Source organism: Gammaproteobacteria bacterium (assembly GCA_017999615.1).
GTDB lineage: Bacteria > Pseudomonadota > Gammaproteobacteria > JAABTG01 > JAABTG01 > JAGNLM01.
The window spans coordinates 19458-41439 of the sequence record JAGNLM010000012.1 but is presented as its reverse complement, the minus strand read 5'-3'; the positions used below and the strand labels follow the sequence as shown (position 1 = coordinate 41439).

The 21982-nt window shown below is 70.9% G+C and carries 21 protein-coding genes; 12 read left to right on the top strand and 9 right to left on the bottom strand.

The annotated features are described in order from the left end of the window. Positions 1-34 precede the first annotated feature (34 nt). Together argH and KA217_09875 are read left to right on the top strand one after the other, a co-directional pair. Entirely contained in the window at positions 35-1432 is a 1398-nt protein-coding gene (gene argH, locus KA217_09880; GenBank protein ID MBP7712756.1) for an argininosuccinate lyase, read from the top strand. Beyond that, entirely contained in the window at positions 1429-1920 is a 492-nt protein-coding gene (locus tag KA217_09875; GenBank protein MBP7712755.1) for a hydrogenase maturation protease, read from the top strand. Before argH ends, KA217_09875 begins: the two co-directional genes overlap by 4 nt. A gap of 28 nt (positions 1921-1948) precedes the next feature. Here KA217_09875 and KA217_09870 read toward each other — a convergent pair whose 3' ends face one another. Next, positions 1949-2800 carry a 23S rRNA (adenine(2030)-N(6))-methyltransferase RlmJ gene (locus KA217_09870; protein MBP7712754.1) on the bottom strand — a complete coding sequence of 284 codons (852 nt, stop codon included), beginning with the start codon at positions 2798-2800 and terminating at the stop codon, positions 1949-1951. Between the two features lie 235 nt (positions 2801-3035). Between KA217_09870 and KA217_09865 the strand changes: the two genes are divergently transcribed. Next, the gene (locus KA217_09865; protein ID MBP7712753.1) at positions 3036-3767 is read left to right on the top strand and encodes a superoxide dismutase; all 732 of its coding nucleotides are present in this window, start codon (positions 3036-3038) and stop codon (positions 3765-3767) included. 115 nt (positions 3768-3882) lie between these two features. Then, a complete protein-coding gene (locus KA217_09860; GenBank protein MBP7712752.1) occupies positions 3883-4584 on the top strand; it encodes an arginine N-succinyltransferase in 702 nt (233 codons plus the stop codon). Between the two features lie 63 nt (positions 4585-4647). On the opposite strand, the gene KA217_09855 is transcribed toward KA217_09860, so the two are convergent. The 6 genes from KA217_09855 to apbC all read right to left on the bottom strand — a co-directional run bounded on the left by KA217_09855 (position 4648) and on the right by apbC (position 11884). Then, entirely contained in the window at positions 4648-7554 is a 2907-nt protein-coding gene (locus KA217_09855) for a valine--tRNA ligase (protein ID MBP7712751.1), read from the bottom strand. An 11-nt stretch (positions 7555-7565) separates the two neighbouring features. Continuing rightward, a complete protein-coding gene (locus KA217_09850) occupies positions 7566-8027 on the bottom strand; it encodes a hypothetical protein (protein MBP7712750.1) in 462 nt (153 codons plus the stop codon). A 117-nt stretch (positions 8028-8144) separates the two neighbouring features. Further along, entirely contained in the window at positions 8145-8570 is a 426-nt protein-coding gene (locus tag KA217_09845; protein MBP7712749.1) for a DNA polymerase III subunit chi, read from the bottom strand. A gap of 16 nt (positions 8571-8586) precedes the next feature. After that, the gene (locus KA217_09840) at positions 8587-10083 is read right to left on the bottom strand and encodes a leucyl aminopeptidase (GenBank protein MBP7712748.1); all 1497 of its coding nucleotides are present in this window, start codon (positions 10081-10083) and stop codon (positions 8587-8589) included. An 84-nt stretch (positions 10084-10167) separates the two neighbouring features. Next, positions 10168-10734, bottom strand: a complete 567-nt coding sequence (locus KA217_09835) for a dCTP deaminase (GenBank protein ID MBP7712747.1) — start codon at positions 10732-10734, stop codon at positions 10168-10170. A 58-nt stretch (positions 10735-10792) separates the two neighbouring features. Then, positions 10793-11884 (bottom strand): iron-sulfur cluster carrier protein ApbC, encoded by a 1092-nt coding sequence (gene apbC, locus KA217_09830; protein MBP7712746.1) that lies wholly within the window; start codon positions 11882-11884, stop codon positions 10793-10795. 248 nt (positions 11885-12132) lie between these two features. Here apbC and metG point away from each other — a divergent pair, with 248 nt between their 5' ends. From metG to nth, 8 genes are all read left to right on the top strand, one after another. Beyond that, positions 12133-14271, top strand: a complete 2139-nt coding sequence (gene metG, locus KA217_09825) for a methionine--tRNA ligase (GenBank protein ID MBP7712745.1) — start codon at positions 12133-12135, stop codon at positions 14269-14271. A 118-nt stretch (positions 14272-14389) separates the two neighbouring features. Further along, complete coding sequence (gene rsxA, locus KA217_09820; GenBank protein MBP7712744.1) at positions 14390-14971, top strand: electron transport complex subunit RsxA; 582 nt, start codon at positions 14390-14392, stop codon at positions 14969-14971. Between the two features lie 4 nt (positions 14972-14975). Then, positions 14976-15521, top strand: a complete 546-nt coding sequence (gene rsxB, locus KA217_09815; protein ID MBP7712743.1) for an electron transport complex subunit RsxB — start codon at positions 14976-14978, stop codon at positions 15519-15521. Further along, positions 15518-17065, top strand: coding sequence for an electron transport complex subunit RsxC (rsxC, locus tag KA217_09810; protein MBP7712742.1), 1548 nt, complete (start codon positions 15518-15520; stop codon positions 17063-17065). Before rsxB ends, rsxC begins: the two co-directional genes overlap by 4 nt. An 8-nt stretch (positions 17066-17073) precedes the next feature. Beyond that, complete coding sequence (rsxD, locus tag KA217_09805; protein ID MBP7712741.1) at positions 17074-18099, top strand: electron transport complex subunit RsxD; 1026 nt, start codon at positions 17074-17076, stop codon at positions 18097-18099. A gap of 18 nt (positions 18100-18117) precedes the next feature. Further along, positions 18118-18744: an electron transport complex subunit RsxG gene (gene rsxG, locus KA217_09800; GenBank protein MBP7712740.1), complete on the top strand. Its 627-nt coding sequence runs from the start codon at positions 18118-18120 to the stop codon at positions 18742-18744. 30 nt (positions 18745-18774) lie between these two features. Further along, on the top strand, positions 18775-19464 hold the full coding sequence (locus tag KA217_09795; GenBank protein ID MBP7712739.1) for an electron transport complex subunit E: 690 nt from the start codon (positions 18775-18777) through the stop codon (positions 19462-19464). A 44-nt stretch (positions 19465-19508) separates the two neighbouring features. Further along, positions 19509-20165, top strand: a complete 657-nt coding sequence (gene nth, locus KA217_09790; GenBank protein MBP7712738.1) for an endonuclease III — start codon at positions 19509-19511, stop codon at positions 20163-20165. Between the two features lie 15 nt (positions 20166-20180). Here nth and KA217_09785 read toward each other — a convergent pair whose 3' ends face one another. Then, positions 20181-20966 carry an FHA domain-containing protein gene (locus KA217_09785; protein MBP7712737.1) on the bottom strand — a complete coding sequence of 262 codons (786 nt, stop codon included), beginning with the start codon at positions 20964-20966 and terminating at the stop codon, positions 20181-20183. A gap of 20 nt (positions 20967-20986) precedes the next feature. Next, positions 20987-21793: a Stp1/IreP family PP2C-type Ser/Thr phosphatase gene (locus KA217_09780; protein ID MBP7712736.1), complete on the bottom strand. Its 807-nt coding sequence runs from the start codon at positions 21791-21793 to the stop codon at positions 20987-20989. Positions 21794-21982: the final 189 nt, after the last annotated feature.

Sequence of the window (21982 nt, the reverse complement as noted above, 5' to 3'; positions counted from 1 at the left end):
TGGGCCCCGCGCAGACTGCGCCAGGAGCCCCGCCATGCCGGCCGAGGGTCAGGACAAAAAGCCCTGGGGCGGGCGTTTCACCGCCCCGACCGACGCCTTCGTCGAGGCCTTCACCGCTTCAGTGGACTTCGATCGGCGAATGTACCGGCAGGACATCGCCGGGTCCATCGCCCACGCGCGCATGCTCGCGCGGGTGGGCGTGCTGACGGAAGCCGAGTGCCAGTCGATCGTCGCGGGGCTCGAGGCCGTGCGCGCGGACATCGAGGCCGGGCGCCTCGCCTGGTCCACGGCCCTCGAAGACGTCCACATGCACGTGGAGTCGGCCCTCACCGCGCGCATCGGTGCGACCGGCAAGAAGCTGCACACGGCGCGCTCGCGCAACGACCAGGTCGCCACCGACCTGCGGCTGTACCTGCGGGACGCCGTGGACGTCACTGTGTCCGAGCTGCGCCGCTTGCAGACGGCCCTCGTGGACCTTGCCGAGCGCGAGGCGGACACCCTGATGCCGGGCTTCACGCACCTGCAGACGGCCCAGCCCGTGACCTTCGGGCACCACCTGATGGCCTGGTATGAGATGCTGGCGCGCGACGAGGAGCGTCTCGCCGACGCCCGGCGCCGACTCAACCGCTCCCCGCTCGGGGCGGCCGCCCTCGCCGGGACGACCTTCCCCGTGGACCGGCCGTACACCGCGCAACTGCTCGGCTTCGACGGGGTCTGCGCCAACTCCCTCGACGCGGTGAGTGACCGCGACTTCGTGGTGGAGCTCGCCGCCGCCGCCTCGATCCTGATGATGCACCTGTCGCGGATGGCCGAGGAGCTGGTGCTCTGGTCCTCGGCGCAGTTCGACTTCGTGGACCTCGGCGACGCCTTCTGCACCGGTTCCTCGATCATGCCCCAGAAGAAGAACCCGGACGTGCCGGAGCTGGTGCGGGGCAAGACCGGCCGGGTGTTCGGGCACCTGATGGCGCTGCTGACGCTGATGAAGGCCCAGCCCCTCGCCTACAACAAGGACAACCAGGAGGACAAGGAGGCGATCTTCGACTCGGTGGACACCGTGCAGGCCTCGCTTCGGGTGTTCGCCGACATGGTTCCCGGGATGCGGGTCAAGCGCGACCGGATGCGCGAGGCCGCCCGGCGGGGCTACGCGACCGCCACCGACCTCGCCGACTACCTGGTGCGCCGGGGCGTGCCCTTCCGGGACGCCCACGAGGTGGTGGGCAAGGCGGTGCGCCACGGCATCGAGACGGGGCGGGACCTGGCGGAGCTGACCCTGGAGGAGCTGCGGGGGTTCTCGCCCGCGATCGAGCCCGACGTGTTCCAGGTGCTGACGCTGGAGGGCTCGGTGGCCGCGCGCGACCACGTGGGCGGCACCGCGCCAGCCCAGGTGCGGGCCGCGGTCGCCCGGGCCCGGGCCCGGCTGGAGGCGGTGTGAGCGAGGCGCTGCTCATCTTCGGGTACGGCAACCCCAGCCGGGGAGACGATGCGCTCGGGCCGGAGCTCCTGGAGCTCCTCGAGGCCGAGCGCGCGCGCCGGCCCGGCTGGGAGACGATCGAGACCCAGACCGATTTCCAGCTTCAGATCGAGCACGCCCTCGACCTGGAAGGCCGGGGCCTCGCGCTCTTCATCGACGCGAGCGTGGCGGGTCCGGGCCCGTTCTCCTTTGCCCGCGTGCTGCCGGAGGAGGACCGCACCTACTCGAGCCACGCCCTCTCGCCGGCGGCGGTCCTGCAGGTCTGGGAGCAGGTGAAGGGTTTGCCTGCGCCGCCCACGTACCTGCTCACCGTCCGGGGCTACGAATTCGAGCTGGGCGAGCCCATCGGAGAGGCCGCCCGCGCGAACCTGGAGGCGGCCTTCCGCTTCGCCGTCGCGCTCTGCGAGGACCGCTCGCCCGAGTCCTGGGCGCGCGCCGCCGCGCGCTGATCGGCCGCGCCGGGAGCCTGCCCGGTCTTCACTCCGGCACGAGCCAATCCACCGACTCGCCGCCCTGGCCCTGGGGTGCGAGCTGCCGGCGGAGCCACGGCAGCCAACCGGCGAGCTCCCCGTCGAGCCGCCAGGGCGGGTTGACCAGCAGGAGCCCCGCGCCGTTCATCCCCGCGGGGCTATCGGCGGGCCGGACCCGCAGCTCGACCCGCAGGACCTTGCGCAGGCCCGCCTCCTCGACGTTCCGGTACAGGCGGACCTCGGGGCCGTGGGCGAGCAGGGGATACCAGAGCGCGAGCCCGCCCGTCGGCCAGCGCCGCCAGGCGTTCGCGAGCCCCTCGGCGGCCCGTTCCCACTCGCCGGGGAGCTCGTAGGCCGGGTCGAGCAGGACCAGCCCGCGGCGCTCGGCCGGGGGCAGCAAGGCCTTCAAGGCCTCGTAGCCGTCCCGGTGGTGGACGGCGACCTGCCGATCGCCCGAGAAGCGCTCCCGGAGCGCCGGGTGGTCGGCGGGGTGCAGCTCGCAGAGCACCATCCGGTCGCCCGGGCGCAGCAGCCGGCGGACGAGCCAGGGCGAGCCGGGGTAGCGGCGCGGGCGTGGTGCGGCCGGGTCCGTCTGGGCCTCGCGCACCAGGCGCAGGTAGCCGGAGAGGGGTGCGGGCACGGTGGTCGCGTCCCACAGTCTTCCGACTCCTTCGCGCCACTCCCGCAGCCTGCTCGCGCGGGTGTCCTCGAGGTCGTAGAGCCCCGCCCCGGCGTGCGTGTCCAGGTAGAAGAAGGGCGTCTCCTTGCCCGCCAGCGACTCGATCAGGCGGACCAGGACGGCGTGCTTGAGGACGTCGGCAGGGTTGCCGGCGTGGAAGGCGTGGCGGTAGCTGAGCACGATACGGGGACCGGGGCGTCGTGGGGTGGCGCAGGGCAGAGTATCACCCGCGGGGCCTCCGGCAACGCGCCCCCGCAGGCCGGGTTTCGCCCGGTTCCGGCAGCCGGCGCGGGGCCTTGCCACCGTCCCGGCATTGGCAGAGTATGCTCTGCGGTTTCACAAAAGGCCCGGGCACGGAGCGCACGAGGGTGCCGCACGCGTCCGGCCGGTACCCCAAGGAGAGAAGGAGCACACCATGAGCCCCATCGACCGTGATGAGTCGTCTCGTTCCGTCGGCCGCCGCCACTTCCTGCTCGGTGCAGCGGGTCTCGCCGTCGCCACGGGTCTCGGCGGTCTGTCGCGCGTTGCGCGGGCCCAGACGGCCCCTGCCGCGGGTCCGTTCAGCCTGATGAAGCTGCCCTATGCCGACAACGCGCTGGACCCGGTGATCTCGTCCAACACCATCGGCTTCCACTACGGCAAGCACCACAAGGGCTACGTGGACAACCTGAACAAGCTGGTCGCGGGCACCGACCTCGCCGACAAGCCGCTCGCCAAGGTTGTCGCCGCCACCGCGGGCAACGCCGAGAAGGTCGCGATCTTCAACAACGCGGCCCAGGTCTGGAACCACGACTTCTACTGGATGAGCCTGAAGCCCGGCGGCGGCGGTGAGCCCCCCGCGGAGTTGGCGAAGCTGATGGAGGCGTCGTTCGGCAGCGTGGCCGCGTGCAAGGACGAGCTGAAGAAGGCCGCGCTCGGCCAGTTCGGCAGCGGCTGGGCCTGGCTCGCGATGGACGGCGGCAAGCTCGTCGTGGTGAAGACCGGCAACGCCGACAACCCCACCACCAAGGGCATGAAGCCGCTCCTCACCATCGACGTGTGGGAGCACGCCTACTATCTGGACTACCAGAACAAGCGGGCGGACTACGTCCAGGCGGTCCTGGACAAGCTCGTCAACTGGGGCTTCGCCGCGAAGAACCTGGCGTAACCGACGTGGCGCCCGGGGGGTGCTCATCCCCCCGGGCGTGAGCCCGGAGGAAAGGACGATGGAGATGCAACCGGCGCGTGCGGCGCCCGTGGCACCCGTGGAGCGGGAGGGTGGGATGGGCTGGGGCAGGATTGTCCTGCTCATCCTCCTCGTCGTCGTCCTGACCGCCGGGGTCACCGTCTGGGTCATGACGCACTACGTGTTCCCGAGGGAGTTCAAACCGGTGCAGCTCAGCGCCAGGGAAGAGGTGGCGCTGAACCAGAAGCTGGACCGGCTGGACCCCGCAGGGCACGGCCCCCGGGTCCGGCCCGCCGCCGAAAAGGCGACGAACGCGGAGAAGGCCCCGAAGCCCGCGGGCCCGAAGGCCGACACGGCGGGAGGCCCGGCGCGCCTGGAGCCGGAGCGCTACAGCGAGGCGGGGGCCAAGCGTGAGGTCAGCTTCAGCACCCGGGAGCTGAACGCGCTGCTCGCCAGCAACACCGACATGGCCCAGCGGCTCGCCATCGACCTCTCCCAGGACATGGCGAGCGTCAAGCTGCTGGTGCCGGTGGACCCGGAGTTCCCCGTCCTCGGGGGAAAGACCCTCAAGCTCAACGCCGGCCTGGAGCTGCGCTACGCCGGCAACAAGCCGGTGGTGGCACTGACGGGCGTGAGCCTCTGGGGCGTGCCCATCCCCAATGCGTGGCTGGGCGGCCTGAAGCACGTGGACCTGGTGGGCGAGTTCGGCGGCGACCAGGGCTTCTGGAGCGCCTTCGCCGCGGGCATCGAGCACATCAGCGTCACCGACGGTCAGCTCACGATCAAGCTGAAGGAGTGACGCCCCGCGGGGGACGGCGCATGAATCGTCCCCCTGCGGTCGCGCCCGCCCGCAGGGCGGCGCCTAGAGCGCGCGGATGCGGGCGAGCTGGCCCTCCAGCTTCTCGATGGATCCCCTCAGTTCCGTGACCCGGTCCTTCTCCTTCAGGACCACCTCGGCCGGCGCGCGGTCCACGAAGCTCGGGTTGGCGAGCTTGGCCTCGGCGCGCTCCAACTCCCGGCGCAGGCGCTCGATCTCCTTGCCGAGCCGGGCGCTCTCCGCCGCCTTGTCGATGAGGCCGGCCAGGGGGATCAACACCTGCATCTCGCCGACCAGGGCGGTCGCGGACTCGGGCGCGACGTCCTTCGGCTCGAGCCAGGTCACCGACTCCACCCGGGCGAGGTTCTCCACGAAGCGCCGGTGGCGCTCCAGGTAGGTCCGGTCCCGGTCCCCACCGTGGTGCAGCAGGACGGGCAGCGGCTTCGAGGGCGCGATGTTCATCTCGCCCCGGATCCGGCGCACGCCGAGGATGACGCCCATCACCCAGCGCATCTCCGCTTCCGCGTCCTCGTCGACCTGTGCCGGGTCGTGGACGGGATAGGGGGCGAGCATGACGGTGGGGTCCGTCTCGCCCCGCGCCGCGCCGGCCAGGGGGGCCACCCGCTGCCAGACCTCCTCGGTCAGGAAGGGCATCAGCGGGTGGGCCAGGCGCAGCAGGGTCTCGAGCACCCGCACCAGCGTGCCCCGGGTCCCGCGACGCTCGGCGTCGCTGCTCGCGCTCGCGGTGAGCACGGGCTTGGACAGCTCCAGGTACCAGTCGCAGTACTCGTTCCAGGTGAATTCGTAGAGGGCCTGGGCGGCCTGATCGAAGCGGTAGCCGTCGAAGCCCTCGCGCACCGCCCGGACGGTCTTCTGCAGCCGGGACAGGATCCAGCGGTCCGCTGTGGACAGGGCGAGGGCGCCGCCGTCCTGGCCACAGTCCTGGCCTTCCGTGTTCATCAGGACGTAGCGCGCCGCGTTCCACAGCTTGTTGCAGAAGTTGCGGTACCCGGCGACCCGGCCGAGGTCGAAGCGCACGTCGCGCCCCTGGGTGGCGAGCGCGGCGAAGGTGAAGCGCAGGGCGTCGGTGCCGTAGGCGGGGATCCCGTCGGGGAACTGCTGGCGGGTCGCCTTCTCGATGGCCTTCGCCATCTGCGGCTGCATCAGGTCCCGGGTGCGCTTGGCGACCAGGGTCTCGAGGTCGATGCCGTCGATGAGGTCGAGCGGGTCCAGGACGTTGCCCTTGGACTTCGACATCTTCTGGCCCTCGGCGTCGCGCACCAGGCCGTGGATGTAGACGTCGCGGAACGGAACGTCGCCCATGAACTTCAGGCCCATCATGATCATCCGGGCCACCCAGAAGAAGATGATGTCGAAGCCCGTGACGAGGACGCTGGTAGGGTAGAAGGTCCGCAAGCGCTCGGTGGACTCGGGCCACCCGAGGGTGGAGAAGGGCCAGAGCGCCGAGGAGAACCAGGTGTCGAGGACGTCCGGGTCCTGGGTGAGCGTCACGCCCCCGCCGAGCCCGTGGGTCGCGCGCACCTCTGCCTCGCTGCGGCCCACGTAGACCTCGCCCTCGTGGTCGTACCAGGCCGGGATGCGGTGCCCCCACCAGATCTGGCGGCTGATGCACCAGTCCTGGATGTGGCGCATCCAGTCGTAATAGGTCCGGGACCAGTTCTCGGGCACGAAGCGGATGCGGCCTTCCTCCACCGCGCGCACCGCGGCCTCGGCGAGCGGGCCCGCCTTCACGAACCACTGGTCGGTCAGGTAGGGCTCGATGACCGCATGGGAGCGGTCGCCCCGGGGCACCATGAGCCGGTGGGGCTCGATCTTCTCCAGCAGCCCCAGGGCCTCCAGGTCGGCCACGATCCGCGCCCGCGCCTCGTAGCGGTCGAGCCCTCGGTAGGCCGGGGGCATCAGCTCCGCGGTGGGCGGGCCGGCCACGCCCTCGGCGTCGGAGGGTACGACCCCGGCGGTGTCGGGTGCCCGGTGCCCCCAGGCCCGGTCTTCGAGGGGCGAGCCCTTCACCCGGGCGTCCACCGTGAAGATGTTGATGAGGCCGTTCTGGGGCACCTCCCGCAGGGCGGTGGTGTCCCGGTGCCGCAGCCACACCTGGTAGTCGTTGAAGTCGTGGGCGGGGGTGATCTTCACCACCCCGGAACCGAACTCCGGGTCCACGTACTCGTCGGCGATGATCGGGATGTGGCGGCCGGTCAGGGGCAGCTCGACGTGCTGGCCGACCAGGTGCCGGTAGCGCTCGTCGCCGGGGTGAACGGCCACCGCCGCGTCCCCCAGCATCGTCTCGGGGCGGGTGGTGGCGACCGTGAGGTGCCCCGAGCCGTCCACGAGCGGATAGCGCATGTGCCACATGGAGCCCTCCTCCTCCTCGGACACCACCTCGAGGTCGGAGACGGCCGTGTGCAGCACCGGGTCCCAGTTGACGAGCCGCTTGCCGCGGTAGAGCAGCCCCTCCTCGTAGAGCCGGACGAAGACCTCCGTCACCGCCCGCGAGAGGCCCTCGTCCATGGTGAAGCGCTCGGTCTCCCAGTCGAGGGAGGCGCCCATGCGCCGCAGCTGTCGGGTGATCGTTCCGCCCGAATGGGCACGCCACTCCCACACGCGCGCGAGGAAGGCTTCGCGGCCCAGGTCGTGGCGGGTGCGCCCCGCGGCGTTCAGCTGACGCTCCACCACCATCTGGGTGGCGATCCCCGCGTGGTCGGTGCCCGCCTGCCAGAGGGTCGCGTGCCCCTGCATCCGGTGGTAGCGCACGAGCGCGTCCATGATGGTGTCCTGGAACGCGTGGCCCATGTGCAGCGTCCCCGTCACGTTGGGCGGCGGGATCAGGATGCAGTAGGCGGGGCCTTCGCCCCGGGGCGCGAAATGGCCGCGGGCCTCCCAGGTTTCGTACCAGCGCTGCTCGATGGCGTGGGGGTCGTAGGTCTTGTCCATGGGGTTCCAGTTCAGGGGCCGCGGCGGGTCCGGCTCATCAGCTCCTCGAGCACCTCCGGGAGCACGATGTCCAGGTGCTGCTTCACACGCGCGCGGATCTCCTTGCGCAACCGCGCGAGTGCCTCGGAGAGGGTTTCTTCGATGATGACCTCGACCTCGCTCGTCAGCCGCTTCAGCAGGTCATCGTGGGCGGGAAGGGCAGGGGGAGGGGTCGGCCAGGGGCGCTCGGGCGCGGGCTCCCGGGCGGGAGGCGGCGCCGGTCTCGCGCCCCGGGCGCCCGCCCCCGGGATCACCACCTGATCGAGGACCGGCAGGTCCTCGGCGAGGTCGGCCCCCTCGGGGTCGGAGTCCGGAGGGACCACGCGCTGGCGCTCGAGCATGCCCTGCAGGGCGTCCAGGGCCCCGTCCAGGGCCGCCACGGGCTCCCGAGGCGGCGGCCGTTGCGTCGAGCTGTCGCGATTGTCCGTTCCCATTTGCGTGCCTCAGGGTGCGGTGCTCTGCGGGCTCCGGCGGGGATGCCCCTTGCGGGGTCTACCCCGCGGCGACGCCCGGCCACCGGGGCGCAGGGTGCTCCGCCGGCCGGCAAGGCGTCATACGTTGTGGCTCTGCAGAGGATACCCTTCCTGGCTGTAGAACCGATATCGCGCGCGGCCGGCCTCCCGGGCCTCCGGGTCCGCGGCGACGATCTCGAGCACCCGCTCGAAGCGCGCGTGGAAGGGCGGCACCTCCCGGGTCAGGTTGATCAGGAGGTCGCCGAAGCCTTCGGGGTCGCCGCCCGAGCCCACCAGCACGGTCAGTCCCTCCCGCGCCTGCTCCGGATATCGCCCGTGGGGGACGAAGCTGTCCTGGCGGAAGGTCCAGAGGGTGTCGTCCACTCTCGCCGCCTCGGCCGCGCCGGCCGCGTGCAGGTAGACCCGGTGGCCCGCGAGCCAGGCCTTCTCGGCCAGGCGGCAGGCCAGCAGGGTCGCGGCTCCGGGGGCGGAGTCGGCGACGACGTAGAAGTCGACCCTCGGCACGCGGCGCCCCGTTTCCTCAGCCCCGGGGGGCCCGGTCCAGCAGGTACCGGGTCAGGAGCGGCACCGGTCGGCCCGTGGCGCCCTTCTCCTTGCCGGTGAGCCAGGCCGTGCCCGCGATGTCCAGGTGTGCCCAGCGATACTTGCGGGTGAATCGGGCGAGGAAGGTCGCCGCGGTGATTGCGCCCGCCTCGGGACCCCCGATGTTCGCCACGTCGGCGAAGTTGCTCTTGAGGAGCTCCCGGTACTCCTCCCACAGGGGCAGTTCCCACACCCGGTCGCCGCTCACCTCGCCCGCGGCCAGGAGGTCGCGCGCGAGCGGCGGGTGGTTCGCGAAGAGCCCGCTCGGCACCCGCCCGAGCGCCACGACGCAGGCGCCGGTGAGGGTCGCGACGTCGATCACCACGGCGGGGTCGTAGCGGTCCACGTACGTGAGGGCGTCGCAGAGGATGAGACGGCCCTCGGCGTCGGTGTTGAGCACCTCGATGGTCTGCCCCGAGAGGCTCGTGACGATGTCGCCCGGCTTGATGGCGTTGCCGTCCGGCAGGTTCTCGGTGGCCGGCACCACCCCCACGACGCGCAGCGGCAGGGCGAGGGACGCCACGGCGTGCAGCACGCCGAGCACGGCGGCGGCCCCGCTCATGTCGAACTTCATCTCGTCCATGCCCTGGCCCGGCTTCAGGGAGATCCCTCCGGCGTCGAAGGTCACCCCCTTGCCCACCAGCACGACGGGGCGGTCCTTCTTCTCGGTGCCGCGGTACTCGAGCACGATGAGGCGCGGGGGCTGACGCGAGCCCCGGGCGACCGCGAGGAGCGCCCCCATGCCGAGCTTCTCCATGTCCCGTTCGTCCAGGACTTCGACGTGCAAGGCGGGGTGCTCCCCGGCGAGGGCCCGTGCCTGCTCGGCCAGGAAGGCGGGGGTGCACACGTTGGCGGGCAGATTGGCGAGGTCCCGGGCGCGCTCGACACCGTCGGCGATGGCGACCCCCTCGCGCAGTCCCCGCTGCCCCGCCTGCAGGTCCCGGCGCCCGGGGAGCCCCAGCGTGACCCGGCGCAGCGCCCGCGCCGGTCCCTCCTTCTCGCTCTTCATCCGGTCGAACCGGTAGGTGGCGCCGCGGGTCGCGACGACCGTCTCCCGGACCCTCCAGGCGAGGTCCCGGTCGCGCACGGCGAGGCCGGGCAGCAGGCTCAGCGCGTCGCTCGCAGCGGTGGCGGCGATGGCCCTGGCCGCGCTCGCGGCGGCTCTTGCGAACGGGGCGGGTGTCAGGTCCCGCTCGCGTCCGCAGCCCACCAGCAGCACGCGCTCCGCGCTGATCCCCGGGACGCGCTGCAGCAGCAGTGTCTGCCCGACCTTGCCCTCCAGGTCGCCCCGGCGGAGGACGTCGGCCAGGTAGCCCTGGGAGGCGCCGTCCAGGGACTCGGCCGCCGGCGAGAGCCTGCGCTTCTCGAACACCCCCACGGCGAGGAGGCCGGTCTTCATACGCTCGGGCGCGCCGGTCTTGACGCCGAAGTCGATCCGCTCGCTCATGGGCTTCTCGCTGTCGGGGGTGGTATCCGCTTCTGCTGGGATTCGCCGATGCTCTCTGGGGGCGGCCGGGCGTCAGGCCCTGGGGAGCGTCACCCCCCGCTGCCCCTGGTACTTGCCGGCCCGGTCCCGGTAGGAGGTCTCGCACTCCTCGTCGGACTCGAAGAAGAGGACCTGGGCGACGCCCTCGTTGGCGTAGATCTTCGCCGGCAGCGGAGTGGTGTTGGAGAACTCCAGCGTCACGTGCCCTTCCCACTCCGGCTCGAGCGGGGTCACGTTGACGATGATGCCGCAGCGCGCGTAGGTGGACTTGCCGAGACAGATCGTGAGCACTTTCCTCGGGATGCGGAAGTACTCGACGGTGCGCGCGAGGGCGAAGGAGTTGGGCGGGATGATGCAGACGTCCGCGACCAGGTCAACGAAGCTGTTGGAGTCGAAGTTCTTCGGATCGACGATGGCGGAATTGATGTTGGTGAAGATCTTGAATTCGTTCGCGCACCGGATGTCGTAGCCGTAGCTCGACGTGCCGTAGGAAACGACGCGGCCGGTCGCGTTCTCGCGCACCTGGTGCGGCTCGAACGGCTCGATCATCCGGTGCTCCGCTGCCATGCGCCGGATCCACTTGTCGGACTTTACGGACATGTCTCGTTGTTTCGCCGAAACGGTTGCGCCAGGGGGTCTCGCGGCTTCGGGATGACCCTCAGTCGTTCTTCACGACGATGCTCGGAAACTTCACCGTGTAGTCCCTGCTCTTCAGCGAGAGCTTCGCCGCCGCGCGCCGCGCGATGTCGCGGTAGATCTGGGCGACCCGCCCGTCGGGCTCGCGGACCACGGTCGGGCTTCCGAGGTCCGTGTCCTCGCGGATGCGGGAGTCGAGCGGAATGCCGCCGAGGAAGTCCACGCCGTACTGCTGGGCCATGCGCAGCCCGCCGCCCTGGCCGAAGATGGGCTCCTCGTGGCCGCAGTGGCTGCAGATGTGGACGCTCATGTTCTCCACCACGCCGAGCACGGGGACGTGCACCTTCTCGAACATCTTGAGGCCCTTGCGGGCGTCGAGCAGGGCGATGTCCTGGGGTGTGGTGACGATGACCGCACCCGAGACGGGGATTTTCTGCGCGAGCGTCAGCTGGATGTCACCGGTGCCCGGCGGCAGGTCGATGATCAGGTAATCCAGATCTCGCCAATTGGTGTCCTTCAGGAGCTGCTCCAGGGCCTGCGTGACCATCGGGCCGCGCCAGATCATCGGCGTCTCCTCGTCGATCAGGTAGCCGATCGACATGGACTGGATCTGGTAGCTGACGATCGGCTCGAGGCTCTGACCGTCCTTCGACTCGGGCTTCTGGTGCATGCCCAGCATGCGCGGCTGGCTGGGGCCGTAGATGTCCGCGTCCAGGATCCCGACCCGCGCCCCTTCCTGGGAGAGGGCGAGGGCGAGGTTGACGGCGACCGTGGACTTGCCCACCCCGCCCTTGCCAGAGGCCACGGCGATGATGTTCCTGACGTTCTTCATCGGCTGCACGCCCTTCTGCACGGCGTGCGAGACGACCTTGCTGGTCACCTCCACGGCGACCGAGGAGACGCCCGGGAGGGCGGCCACGCGCGCCTTTACCAGGTCGGCGAGGGCGCTGAAGTGGCTCTTCGCGGGGTAGCCCAGCACGACCCGGACGGTCACCTTGCCGTCGGCGACCTCGATGTCCTTCACGCTCCGGGTGGACACCAGGTCCGTTTCGAGGAAGGGGTCGACGACCTCCCGCAGGGCCCCCTCCACCTGCTCGCGCGTCACTGCTGGCATGGCCTTGCCTCCCGAGAATGCCTGTCCGAGATTGCCTCTGCGCCGGCCGCGCCCGCGTCCCGGAGACACCCATTCCCGGGCCGCGCGCCGCTGCCGATGAACCACGTCGTGTGGCGATTGGCCGGCCATTCTATACCAGGCGGTGGCCGCCCCGTCTTCCCGGGCCCCGGGGCGGGCGTGGCCGCGGCGTCCCGGTGCAGGCGGGGGAGCGCGGTGGTAACGTAGTCGCGAGCCTCCGGAGCCGCCCCATGCCCAGCGCCGAACGCACCATCCTCGTCACCAGCGCCCTGCCGTACGCCAACGGCCCCATCCACATCGGCCACCTGGTCGAGTACATCCAGACCGACATCTGGGTGCGCTTCCAGCGCATGCGCGGACACCAGTGTCTGTACGTCTGCGCGGACGACGCGCACGGCACCCCGATCATGCTGAAGGCCCAGCAGGAGGGCGTGACTCCCGAGGCGCTGATCGCCCGGGTGGGCGCGGAGCACCGGGCGGATTTCGCCGACTTCGCCATCGGGTTCGACCATTACTACACGACGCACTCGCCGGAGAACCGGGCCTTCGCGAGCCGGATCTACGAGGGCCTGCGGGCCGGCGGGCACATCGTCACCCGCACCATCCGCCAGGCCTACGACCCGGTGAAGGAGATGTTCCTGCCGGACCGGTTCATCCGCGGCGAGTGCCCGCGCTGCGGCGCGCAGGACCAGTACGGCGACAGCTGCGAGGTGTGCGGCGCGACCTACAGCCCCACGGACCTGAAGAATCCGGTCTCGGCCCTGTCCGGGGCGACCCCGGTCGAGCGGGCGACCGAGCACGACTTCGTGCGGCTCGCGGACTTCGAGCCGATGCTGCGGGAGTGGACCGGGAGCGGGGCGCTGCAGCCCGAGATCGTCCACAAGCTCGAGGAGTGGTTCCAGGCCGGGCTGCAGGACTGGGACATCACCCGCGACGCACCCTATTTCGGATTCGAGATGCCGGGCAGGCCCGACAAGTACTTCTACGTCTGGCTCGACGCCCCGATCGGCTATCTCGCGAGCTTCCGCAACCTCTGCGACCGGCGCCCCGACCTCGACTTCGACGCCTTCTGGGCCCCGGGGAGCACCGCCGAGGTCTACCACTTCATCGGCAAGGACATCGCCTACTTCCACACCCTGTTCTGGCCCGCCGAGCTCACGGGCGGGGGCTTCCGCACGCCGAGCGCCGTCTACTGCCACGGCTTCCTCACCGTCAACGGGCAGAAGATGTCGAAGTCGCGCGGCACCTTCATCAGCGCCCGCACCTACCTCGACCACCTGGGCCCGGAGTACCTGCGCTACTACTTCGCGGCCAAGCTCGGGGCGGGCATCGACGACATCGACCTCAGCCTGGAGGACTTCGTCCAGCGGGTGAACGCGGACCTCGTGGGCAAGGTGGTCAACATCGCCTCGCGCTGCGCGGGGTTCATCGGCAAGCGCTTCGAGGGCCGGCTGGCCGACCGCCTCGCCGACCCGGGCCTGTTCTCCAGCTTTGTCAACCGGGGCGAGGCCATCGCGGAGCTCTTCGAGGCCCGTGAGTACGGCCGGGCGATGCGCGAGGTGATGCAGCTCGCGGACCAGGCCAACGCCTGGATCGACGAGCGCAAGCCCTGGCAGGTGGCGAAGGAGCCCGGCCGGGAGGCCGACCTGCAGGCGATCTGCAGCCTCGGGCTCGAGCTCTTCCGGGTGCTGGCGACCTACCTGAAGCCGGTGCTGCCCCGCATGGCCGAGAAGGTGGAGTCGTTCCTGGACGTCCCGCCGCTCGCCTGGGCTGACCTCGACCGCCCCTTGCTGGGGCACCGGGTGCGGCCCTTCACCCCGCTGATGACGAGGGTCGAGCGCGAGCGGGTCGACGCGCTGGTGGAGGCCTCGAAGCCGCAGGCTGCTCCGGGTTCTTCTTCTGTTGCTTCGGTGCCTCGCCCAGCCCCGGCCCCCGCTCAGGCCCAGGCCCAGGCCCCCGGGGGGGCTCCCGCTCGCGCGACTGCGGCGAGTCCGGCCCCGGCCCCGGCTCCGGCCGGCGGCGCTCCGGGGGAGTCCCCGGCCCCCGTCATCGGGATCGAGGAATTCGCGAAGGTCGACCTCCGGGTCGCGCGGGTCCTCGCCGCGGAGACCGTGGAGGGGGTGGACAAGCTGCTCCGCCTGACGCTCGACCTGGGCGGGGAGACCCGCACGGTGTTCGCCGGGATCCGGTCGGCCTACGACGCGGCGGCGCTGGTCGGACGGCTCACGGTGGTGGTGGCGAACCTCGCGCCCCGCAAGATGCGTTTCGGGGTCTCCGAGGGCATGGTGCTCGCCGCCGGACCGGGCGGGGCGGACATCTTCCTGCTCTCCCCCGACGAGGGCGCCGTGCCGGGGATGCGCGTCAAGTAGCGCCGGTGCCCCCGGAAAATTCCCTTACATTCCCGGGACCTGATTTATGTTTCTTGGCGGCCTCTCTAGCCCATTCGTGGTATTCCCCCGGCCTGCGCCCGTGTGGAGTATCTGAACGATGCGCGAGTACCTCCTCCTCCTCGTGGGCACGGTGTTGGTCAACAACTTCGTGCTCGTCAAGTTCCTCGGCCTCTGCCCCTTCATGGGGGTGTCGCGCAAGGTGGACACGGCCCTCGGCATGGGCCTCGCGACGACCTTCGTGATCACGCTCTCCGCGGTTCTGAGCTACGCCGTCGATACCTTCGTGCTGGTTCCGCTCGGGGCCGACTACCTGCGCACCATCGCCTTCATCCTCGTCATCGCCGTGGCCGTGCAGTTCACGGAGATGGTGGTGCACAAGGTGAGTCCGCTGCTCTACCGTCTGCTCGGGATCTATCTGCCGCTCATCACCACGAACTGCATCGTGCTCGGCGTCGCGCTGCTGAACGTGCAGGAGAAGCACAGCCTGTTCGGCTCCGCGCTGTACGGGTTCGGGGCTGCGGTGGGCTTCTCCCTCGTGCTGGTCCTGTTCGCCGCCATCCGCGAGCGCCTGGTGGCAGCGGACGTCCCCGCGCCTTTCCAGGGCGTGTCCATCGCCCTCGTCACCGCGGGGCTGATGTCGCTCGCCTTCATGGGGTTCGCCGGACTGGTGAGGACCTAAGCCCGTGATCACCGCGGTCGCCGCCCTGACGCTGCTTGCAGGCCTCTTCGGCCTCATCCTCGGCTACTCGTCGGTGCGCTTCCGGGTCGAGGGAGACCCGGTCGTGGAACAGATCGAAGGCCTGCTGCCGCAGATGCAGTGCGGGCAGTGCGGCCTCCCCGGCTGCCGCCAGTACGCCGAGGCGGTCGCGCGGGGCGAGGCGGAGATCAATCTCTGCGTCCCCGGCGGCGCCAACGTCGTCAAGTCGCTGGCCGACCTCCTGGGGCGCGACCCCGGGTCTGCCGACGCCGCCGAAGGCCCGAAGGGCCGGCAGGTGGCGGTGATCGACGAGCCCTGGTGCGTGGGCTGCACGGTCTGCGCCCAGACCTGCCCGGTGGACGCCATCGTCGGCTCGGCCAAGCACCTGCACACCGTCTTGCGCTCCGAGTGCACGGGCTGTGCGCTCTGCGTGGATCCCTGCCCGGTGTCCTGCATCCGCATGGAGACGGTGCCGGAAGACCTGCGGACCTGGAAGTGGGTCTACCCCGCCCCGGCACGGGAGGCGGCGTGAGCCCGAAGCCCTTCGCAATCCCCGGGGGGATCCACCCGCCCGGCTTCAAGGAGTTGTCGAACGGGGAGCCCATCGCTCCGGCGCCGCTGCCGGAGTTGCTAGTCTTCCCCCTGCAACAGCACATCGGCGTGCCTGCGGAACCGGTGGTCCGCGTGGGAGACCGGGTCCTCAAGGGGCAGGTGGTCGCGAAGGCGGGCGGCTACGTCAGCGTCCCCGTCCATGCCTCGACCTCCGGCCGGGTGGTGGCGATCGAGGATCGGCCGGTGCCGCACCCCTCGGGACTACGCGCGCCCTGCATCGTGGTCGAGCCGGACGGCGAGGACGCGTGGGGCGAGCGGGTGCCCCTGCCGGACTGGCAGTCCGTCGAACCGAGCCGGCTGCGCAGCGCCGTGCGCGAGGCCGGGATCGTCGGCCTGGGGGGAGCGGGGTTCCCGACCTTCATCAAGCTCAGCCCCGGTCCGGGCAAGGTCGTCGACACCGTGATCGTGAACGGCGCCGAGTGCGAGCCGTACATCACGTCCGACGACCGCCTGATGCGCGAGCGCCCGGAGGAGGTGGTGGCCGGGGCACGCATCGCCCGCCACGCGGTGCAGGCGCGGCGCTGCGTCATCGGCATCGAGGACAACAAGCCCGAGGCCTACGAGGCACTGCGCCGGGCGGCCGGCGACGGGGTCGAGGTGGAGCTGGTCCCGACGCTCTACCCGACGGGCGGCGAGAAGCAGTTGGTCCGGATCCTCACGGGCCGCGAGGTCCCGAGCGGAAAGCTCCCCCTCGACGTGGGTGTGGTGGTGCAGAACGTCGCCACCGTGGCGGCGATGCACCGGGCGCTGGAGCGGGGCGAGCCCCTCGTCAGCCGCGTGGTCACCGTCACCGGCCCCGGCGTTGGCCGCCCGCGCAATCTGGAGGTCGCGATCGGAACCCCCGTCGCGCACCTGCTCTCCCAGTGCGACCCGAGGCCGGCCCAGGCCCGCGCCCTGGTCATGGGCGGCCCGATGATGGGCTTCGCGCTCCACGACGACGCGGTGCCGGTGGTGAAGACCAGCAACTGCGTGCTGGTGGACGTGCCCACGGTCCCGGCCGAGCCGGCGCTGCCGTGCATCCGTTGCGGGTCCTGCTCCCGGGCCTGTCCCATGAGCCTCCTGCCCCAGCAGATGTACTGGTACTCCCGCGCGAAGGACTTCGACCGGGCCCGGGAATACAACCTCTTCGACTGCATCGAGTGCGGCTGCTGCGCCTACGTCTGCCCGAGCCACATCCCGCTCGTGCAGTATTTCCGCTTCGCCAAGAGCGAGATCCTGTCCCTGGACCGCGACCGCCAGCGGGCCGACCTCGCGAAGAGCCGGCACGCCCGCCGCGTCGAGCGGCTCGAGGCCGAGAAGCGCGAGCGTGAGGAGCGCCTGCAGCAGAAGAAGAAGGCGCCCGCGGGGACAGCGCCGGGCGCCGCGAGCGAAGACCCGAAGAGCGCCGCGGCCCAGGCGGCGATCGAGCGGGCCCGCGCGAAACAGGCCGCGAAGGCCGAGTCCGATACGGAGGCAGGGTCGTGACCCCACGTCTGATCACACCGAGCTCGCCCCACCGGCACGGCGAGGCGAGCGTGCGGAAGGTGATGCTGGACGTGCTCTACGCGCTCGTGCCGGGTGTCGCGGCGTACGTGTGGTTCTTCGGCTGGGGTGTGGTGGTCAACATCGCCCTCGCCTCGGTGGTGGCCCTCGCGAGCGAGTGGCTCATGCTCGTGTTGCGCGGCCGGCCCGTGGGCCAGTTCCTCGGGGACGGCAGCGCGGTGGTCACCGCCGCCCTGCTCGCAGTGGCGCTGCCCGCGGTCGCGCCCTGGTGGGTCACCGCGGTCGGGGCGGCCTTCGCCATCGTCGTCGCCAAGCACCTGTACGGGGGGCTCGGCTACAACCCGTTCAACCCGGCGATGATCGGCTACGTGCTGCTCCTCGTGTCGTTCCCGAAGTACATGACGGTCTGGCCGGCGGCCGACGTCGTGAGCGGCCACCCCGTGGGCTTCCTCGACAGCGTCGGGATGATCTTCTCCGGTACCCCCGAGAGCGCGCCCTTCGACGCCCTGACGGGGGCGACCCCGCTCGACTATCTGAAGGTCAAGCTGGGCGCGGGCGTGAGCGTCGGCGACGCCAGCACGAGTCCGGTCTTCGGGGCCCTCGCCGGCCGGGGTTGGGAGTGGGGGAGCATCGGGTTCCTCCTGGGGGGGCTGTGGCTCATCTACCGGCGGGTGATCACCTGGCACATCCCCGTGACCATGATGGCCACGCTGTTCGCGATCGCCCTGGTCTTCCACCTCATGGACCCGGCCCGCTACGCCTCACCGCTCTTCCACATGTTCGCGGGGGGGGCCATGCTCGGCGCCTTCTTCATCGCGACGGATCCGGTCACCGCGTCGACCACCCCCCTCGGGCGGATCGTCTATGCCGGCGGTATCGGCGTGCTGGAGTACGTGATCCGGGTCTGGGGCGGCTACCCGGACGCGCTGGCCTTTTCCGTGCTGCTCATGAACATCGTGGTTCCGACCATCGACCACTACACCCAGCCGCGGGTGTTCGGTCACGGGAGGGCGTGAGGCGTGGTCCTGCGAGCGATGACCCGGGCCGCCGCCGTGCTCGCCGTGTTCGCGGCGGCGGGCGTTCTGCTGATCGCGCTCACCCACGCCGCGACCCGGGAGCGGATCGCGGAGGTCGAGCGGCAGGCGTTGCTGCTCAGCCTGCACGCGGTGGTGAGCCCCGAGGCGCACGACAACGACCCCGTGGCGGACGTGATCGAGGTCCGCGACGCCCGGCTGCTGGGCACCGAGGCGCCGGTGCCCGCCTACCGGGCGCGGCGGGCCGGGGCGCCGGTGGCGGTCATCCTGACCCCCTCGGCGCCGGACGGCTACGCGGGGAGCATCAAGCTGATGGTGGCGGTCAACCACGACGGGACGCTCGCCGGGGTGCGCGTGCTCGCGCACCGGGAGACGCCGGGGCTCGGGGACCTGGTGGAGGAGCGGCGCTCCAGTTGGGTCACACGCTTTACCGGGCGTTCCCTCGCGGACCCGGCGCCCGAGCGCTGGAAGGTGAAGAAGGACGGCGGCGCCTTCGACCAGTTTACCGGGGCGACCATCACGCCCAGGGCGGTGGTGAAGGCCGTGAAGAACACCCTCGAGTACGTCGGCGCGCACCGCGCCGAGCTGTTCGCGCCGGCGCCGGGCGCCAGCCCTGCCGCGCCGTGAGGAACGAGGGAGCCCGACGGAGGTGTTGAGGTGAGCTCCACGACGTACGCATCCATCGTCCGCGACGGGCTGTGGACCAACAACCCCGCCCTCGTGGCCGTGCTCGGTCTCTGCCCCACGCTGGCGGTGACTTCCTCGGCGGTGAACGGCCTGGGGCTCGGGGTCGCCACGCTCGCGGTGCTGGCCACGACGAACGTGGTGATCTCCCTGATCGCCCCGTTCGTCCGGCCCGAGGTCCGTATTCCGGTCTACGTCCTCGTCATCGCCGCGGTCGTCACCGTCATCGACCTGCTGATGAAGGCCTACTTCCCCGCCCTTGCCGCGGTGCTGGGGATCTTCATCCCGCTCATCGTGGTGAACTGCAACGTGCTCGGGCGCGCGGAGTCGTTCGCCTCGCGCAATCCCCCGCTGCCCTCGCTGGTGGACGGGCTCGCCGTGGGCGCGGGCTTCACCGCGGTGCTCTTCGTGCTCGGGGCGATGCGGGAGCTCGCGGGGCAGGGGACCCTGATGGCCCAGGCGGGAGCCATGCTGGGCGGGTGGGCCGACTGGATGACCCTGACCCTGTTCCCCGACCACCCCGGGTTCCTCGCGGCCATCCTGCCGCCGGGGGCCTTCATCGGGCTCGGTCTCCTGATCGCGGCGAAGAACGCCATCGACCGCCGGCGGGCAGCGCGCGTGGCGGCTGCCGCCCCCGCGGCGGGCCACGCCGTGACGGCCTGAGGACGCCGGCCGGGCGCCCCTTGGTCCCGGAGATACGCGGTGTGCTGAACCCTCGCCAGGTGGCCGAGGTCTTCGCCCGCTTCGAGGCGGCGAGCCCGGAGCCGAAGGGCGAGCTTCGCCACACGACGCCCTTCGAGCTGCTGGTGGCGGTGGTGCTCTCCGCCCAGGCGACCGACAAGGGCGTGAACCAGGCCACCGCGCGGCTCTTCCCGGTGGCGAACACCCCCGCCGCGGTCCGCGCCCTCGGGCTCGAAGGTCTGAAGGAATACGTCAAGACCATCGGCCTCTACAACACCAAGGCCGCCAACATCTTCGAGGCCTGCCGGCTGCTGCTGGAGCGCCACGGCGGCGAGGTGCCGCGCGACCGCGCGGACCTCGAGGCCCTGCCCGGGGTCGGCCGCAAGACCGCCAACGTCATCCTGAACACCGCCTTCGGCGAGCCCGTCATCGCGGTCGACACCCACATCTTCCGGGTCGCGAACCGCACCGGCCTCGCGCCGGGCAAGACGCCGCTCGCGGTCGAGCAGGGGCTCCTCGCCGTGGTCCCGCCCCGTTACCTGCGCCGCGCGCACCACTGGCTCATCCTGCACGGGCGCTACGTGTGCACCGCCCGCAACCCGAAGTGCCAGGGCTGCCTGATCGCGGACCTCTGCGAGCACCGCAAGGAGTCGGGGAAGCCGGGTCAGCCAGGGACGGCGTGACCGGGCCTCGAAAACCTAGTCGACGAAGGAAAACTCCATCTTGACGCCGGCAAGCTCGATGACGTCGTTCTCGAGCAGCGGGTGGGCCTGGGCCCCGATGGCCTGGCCGTTCACGAGCGGCCCGGGCCCCTCGACCTGCGTGATGAAGTAGCCGTGCACGCGGCGCGTGATCACGGCGACCTGCACGCCGGGCTTGCCGAGGGTCGTGAGCGCCTTCTTCAGCTCCAGCTCCTTGCCCACCGCCGGCCCGTTCAGGACCTGGACGCGGGCGAGGGGCAGCTGCACGTCGCTCTGGGGCGCGGGAGGTGGGGCCGCCGGGGCGGGGGGGGGCTCAGTGTGCAGCGCTGCGACTGGCCGCTGGGCCGCTGCCGGCTGGGGGTGAATCGTGGACGTGGGCCTCTCGGCCAGTGCCGCCGCAGCCCCGCCGCCGCGCAACGCTACCGCGGGCTGGGTCACCATCCCCGGCCGGATGATCATCGTCTTGTCGAAGTCCGAGTCGTGCGTCGAGGCCTGCTCGTTGATGTAACGCAGCTCGTGCTTGCCGATGGCGATGGTGTCGCCGTGCTGCAGGGCGTGCTTCTTCACCAGCCTCCCGTTGACGTACGTCCCGTTGGTGCTGCCCAGGTCTTCCAGGAACGAGTCGTTCAGGATGGTGATGACGAGCGCGTGCTGGCCGCTCACGGCGAGGTTGTCGATGTGGATGTCGTTCTCGGGGCGCCGGCCGATCGTCGTGCGCTCCCTGTTCAACGGGTACTCGCGCAGTACCGCACCGTTCAGACTCAGAACCAGCTTTGCGGTCATGGTCGGTCCGTCCTTACGCCTCAGGTGAACCAGTGGAGTACCTTCATGCGCCATGGGCTACGGTGATGGGCCGGGAACGGCCGCAGCGCCCGTATGAGGATGACCGACACGTTGTCGGTCCCGCCCCTGGCGTTGGCCAGTTCGACCAGACGTTGCGCGGCCTCGGAGAGGTTAGCACCGTACTGGGTCAGGGTTAAGTGGATGTCGCCATCTTCCACGAGGTCCGACAGCCCGTCGGAGCAGGCGAGGTAGATGTCCCCCGGCAGGACCGCCTCTTCCTGCAGGTCCGCGGTCACGGTCGGGTCGACCCCCACCGCCCGGGTCACGAGATTCTTCTGCACGCGGCGGCGCGCCTGCTCGGGCGTGTAGAACCCCCGGTCGACCAACTCCTGCATCAGCGAGTGGTCCACGGTGAGCTGCTCGATCTCCTCTCCGCGCACCCGGTACAGCCGCGAGTCTCCGACGTGGCCCACGCTCAGGCGGTTGTCGTAGAAGAGCAGGGAGACCAGCGTCGTGCCCATGCCCTGGCAGTGGGGCTGCTCCTGGGCGGTCCGATAGATGGAGTCGTTCGCCCGGTTGATGGCATCGCGGATGAGGAGCGAGGCGCGGGTATAGCCGGTCCGCTCGTCGACCGCGGCGACCTCCTGCCACCTCAGCTTGCGGCGGACCTCCTCCATCAGGACGTTCGCGGCCAGGGCGCTGGCGACCTCGCCCCCCTTGTAGCCGCCCATGCCGTCCGCCAGGACGGCAAGGCCGAGGCCCGCGTCGGTCACGATAGTGTCCTCGTTGTGGTCGCGCCTGCGGCCCACGTCGGTGACCCCGGCCATCTCCAGCTTTCCTCGCAGGGACATCAATCGCGTCCTGGTCGGTCCCCGTCTCCTCGGCGGCCCCGGGCACCCTGAGCCGGCATCGCCGACGCGCCCTTGCCATCATCTCCACCAACGTGGTAAGTGTATTCGATAATTAACTGAAAACCAGGAGGAACGGGTTTCCTCGACCGGGCTGCGGCGGTGGGG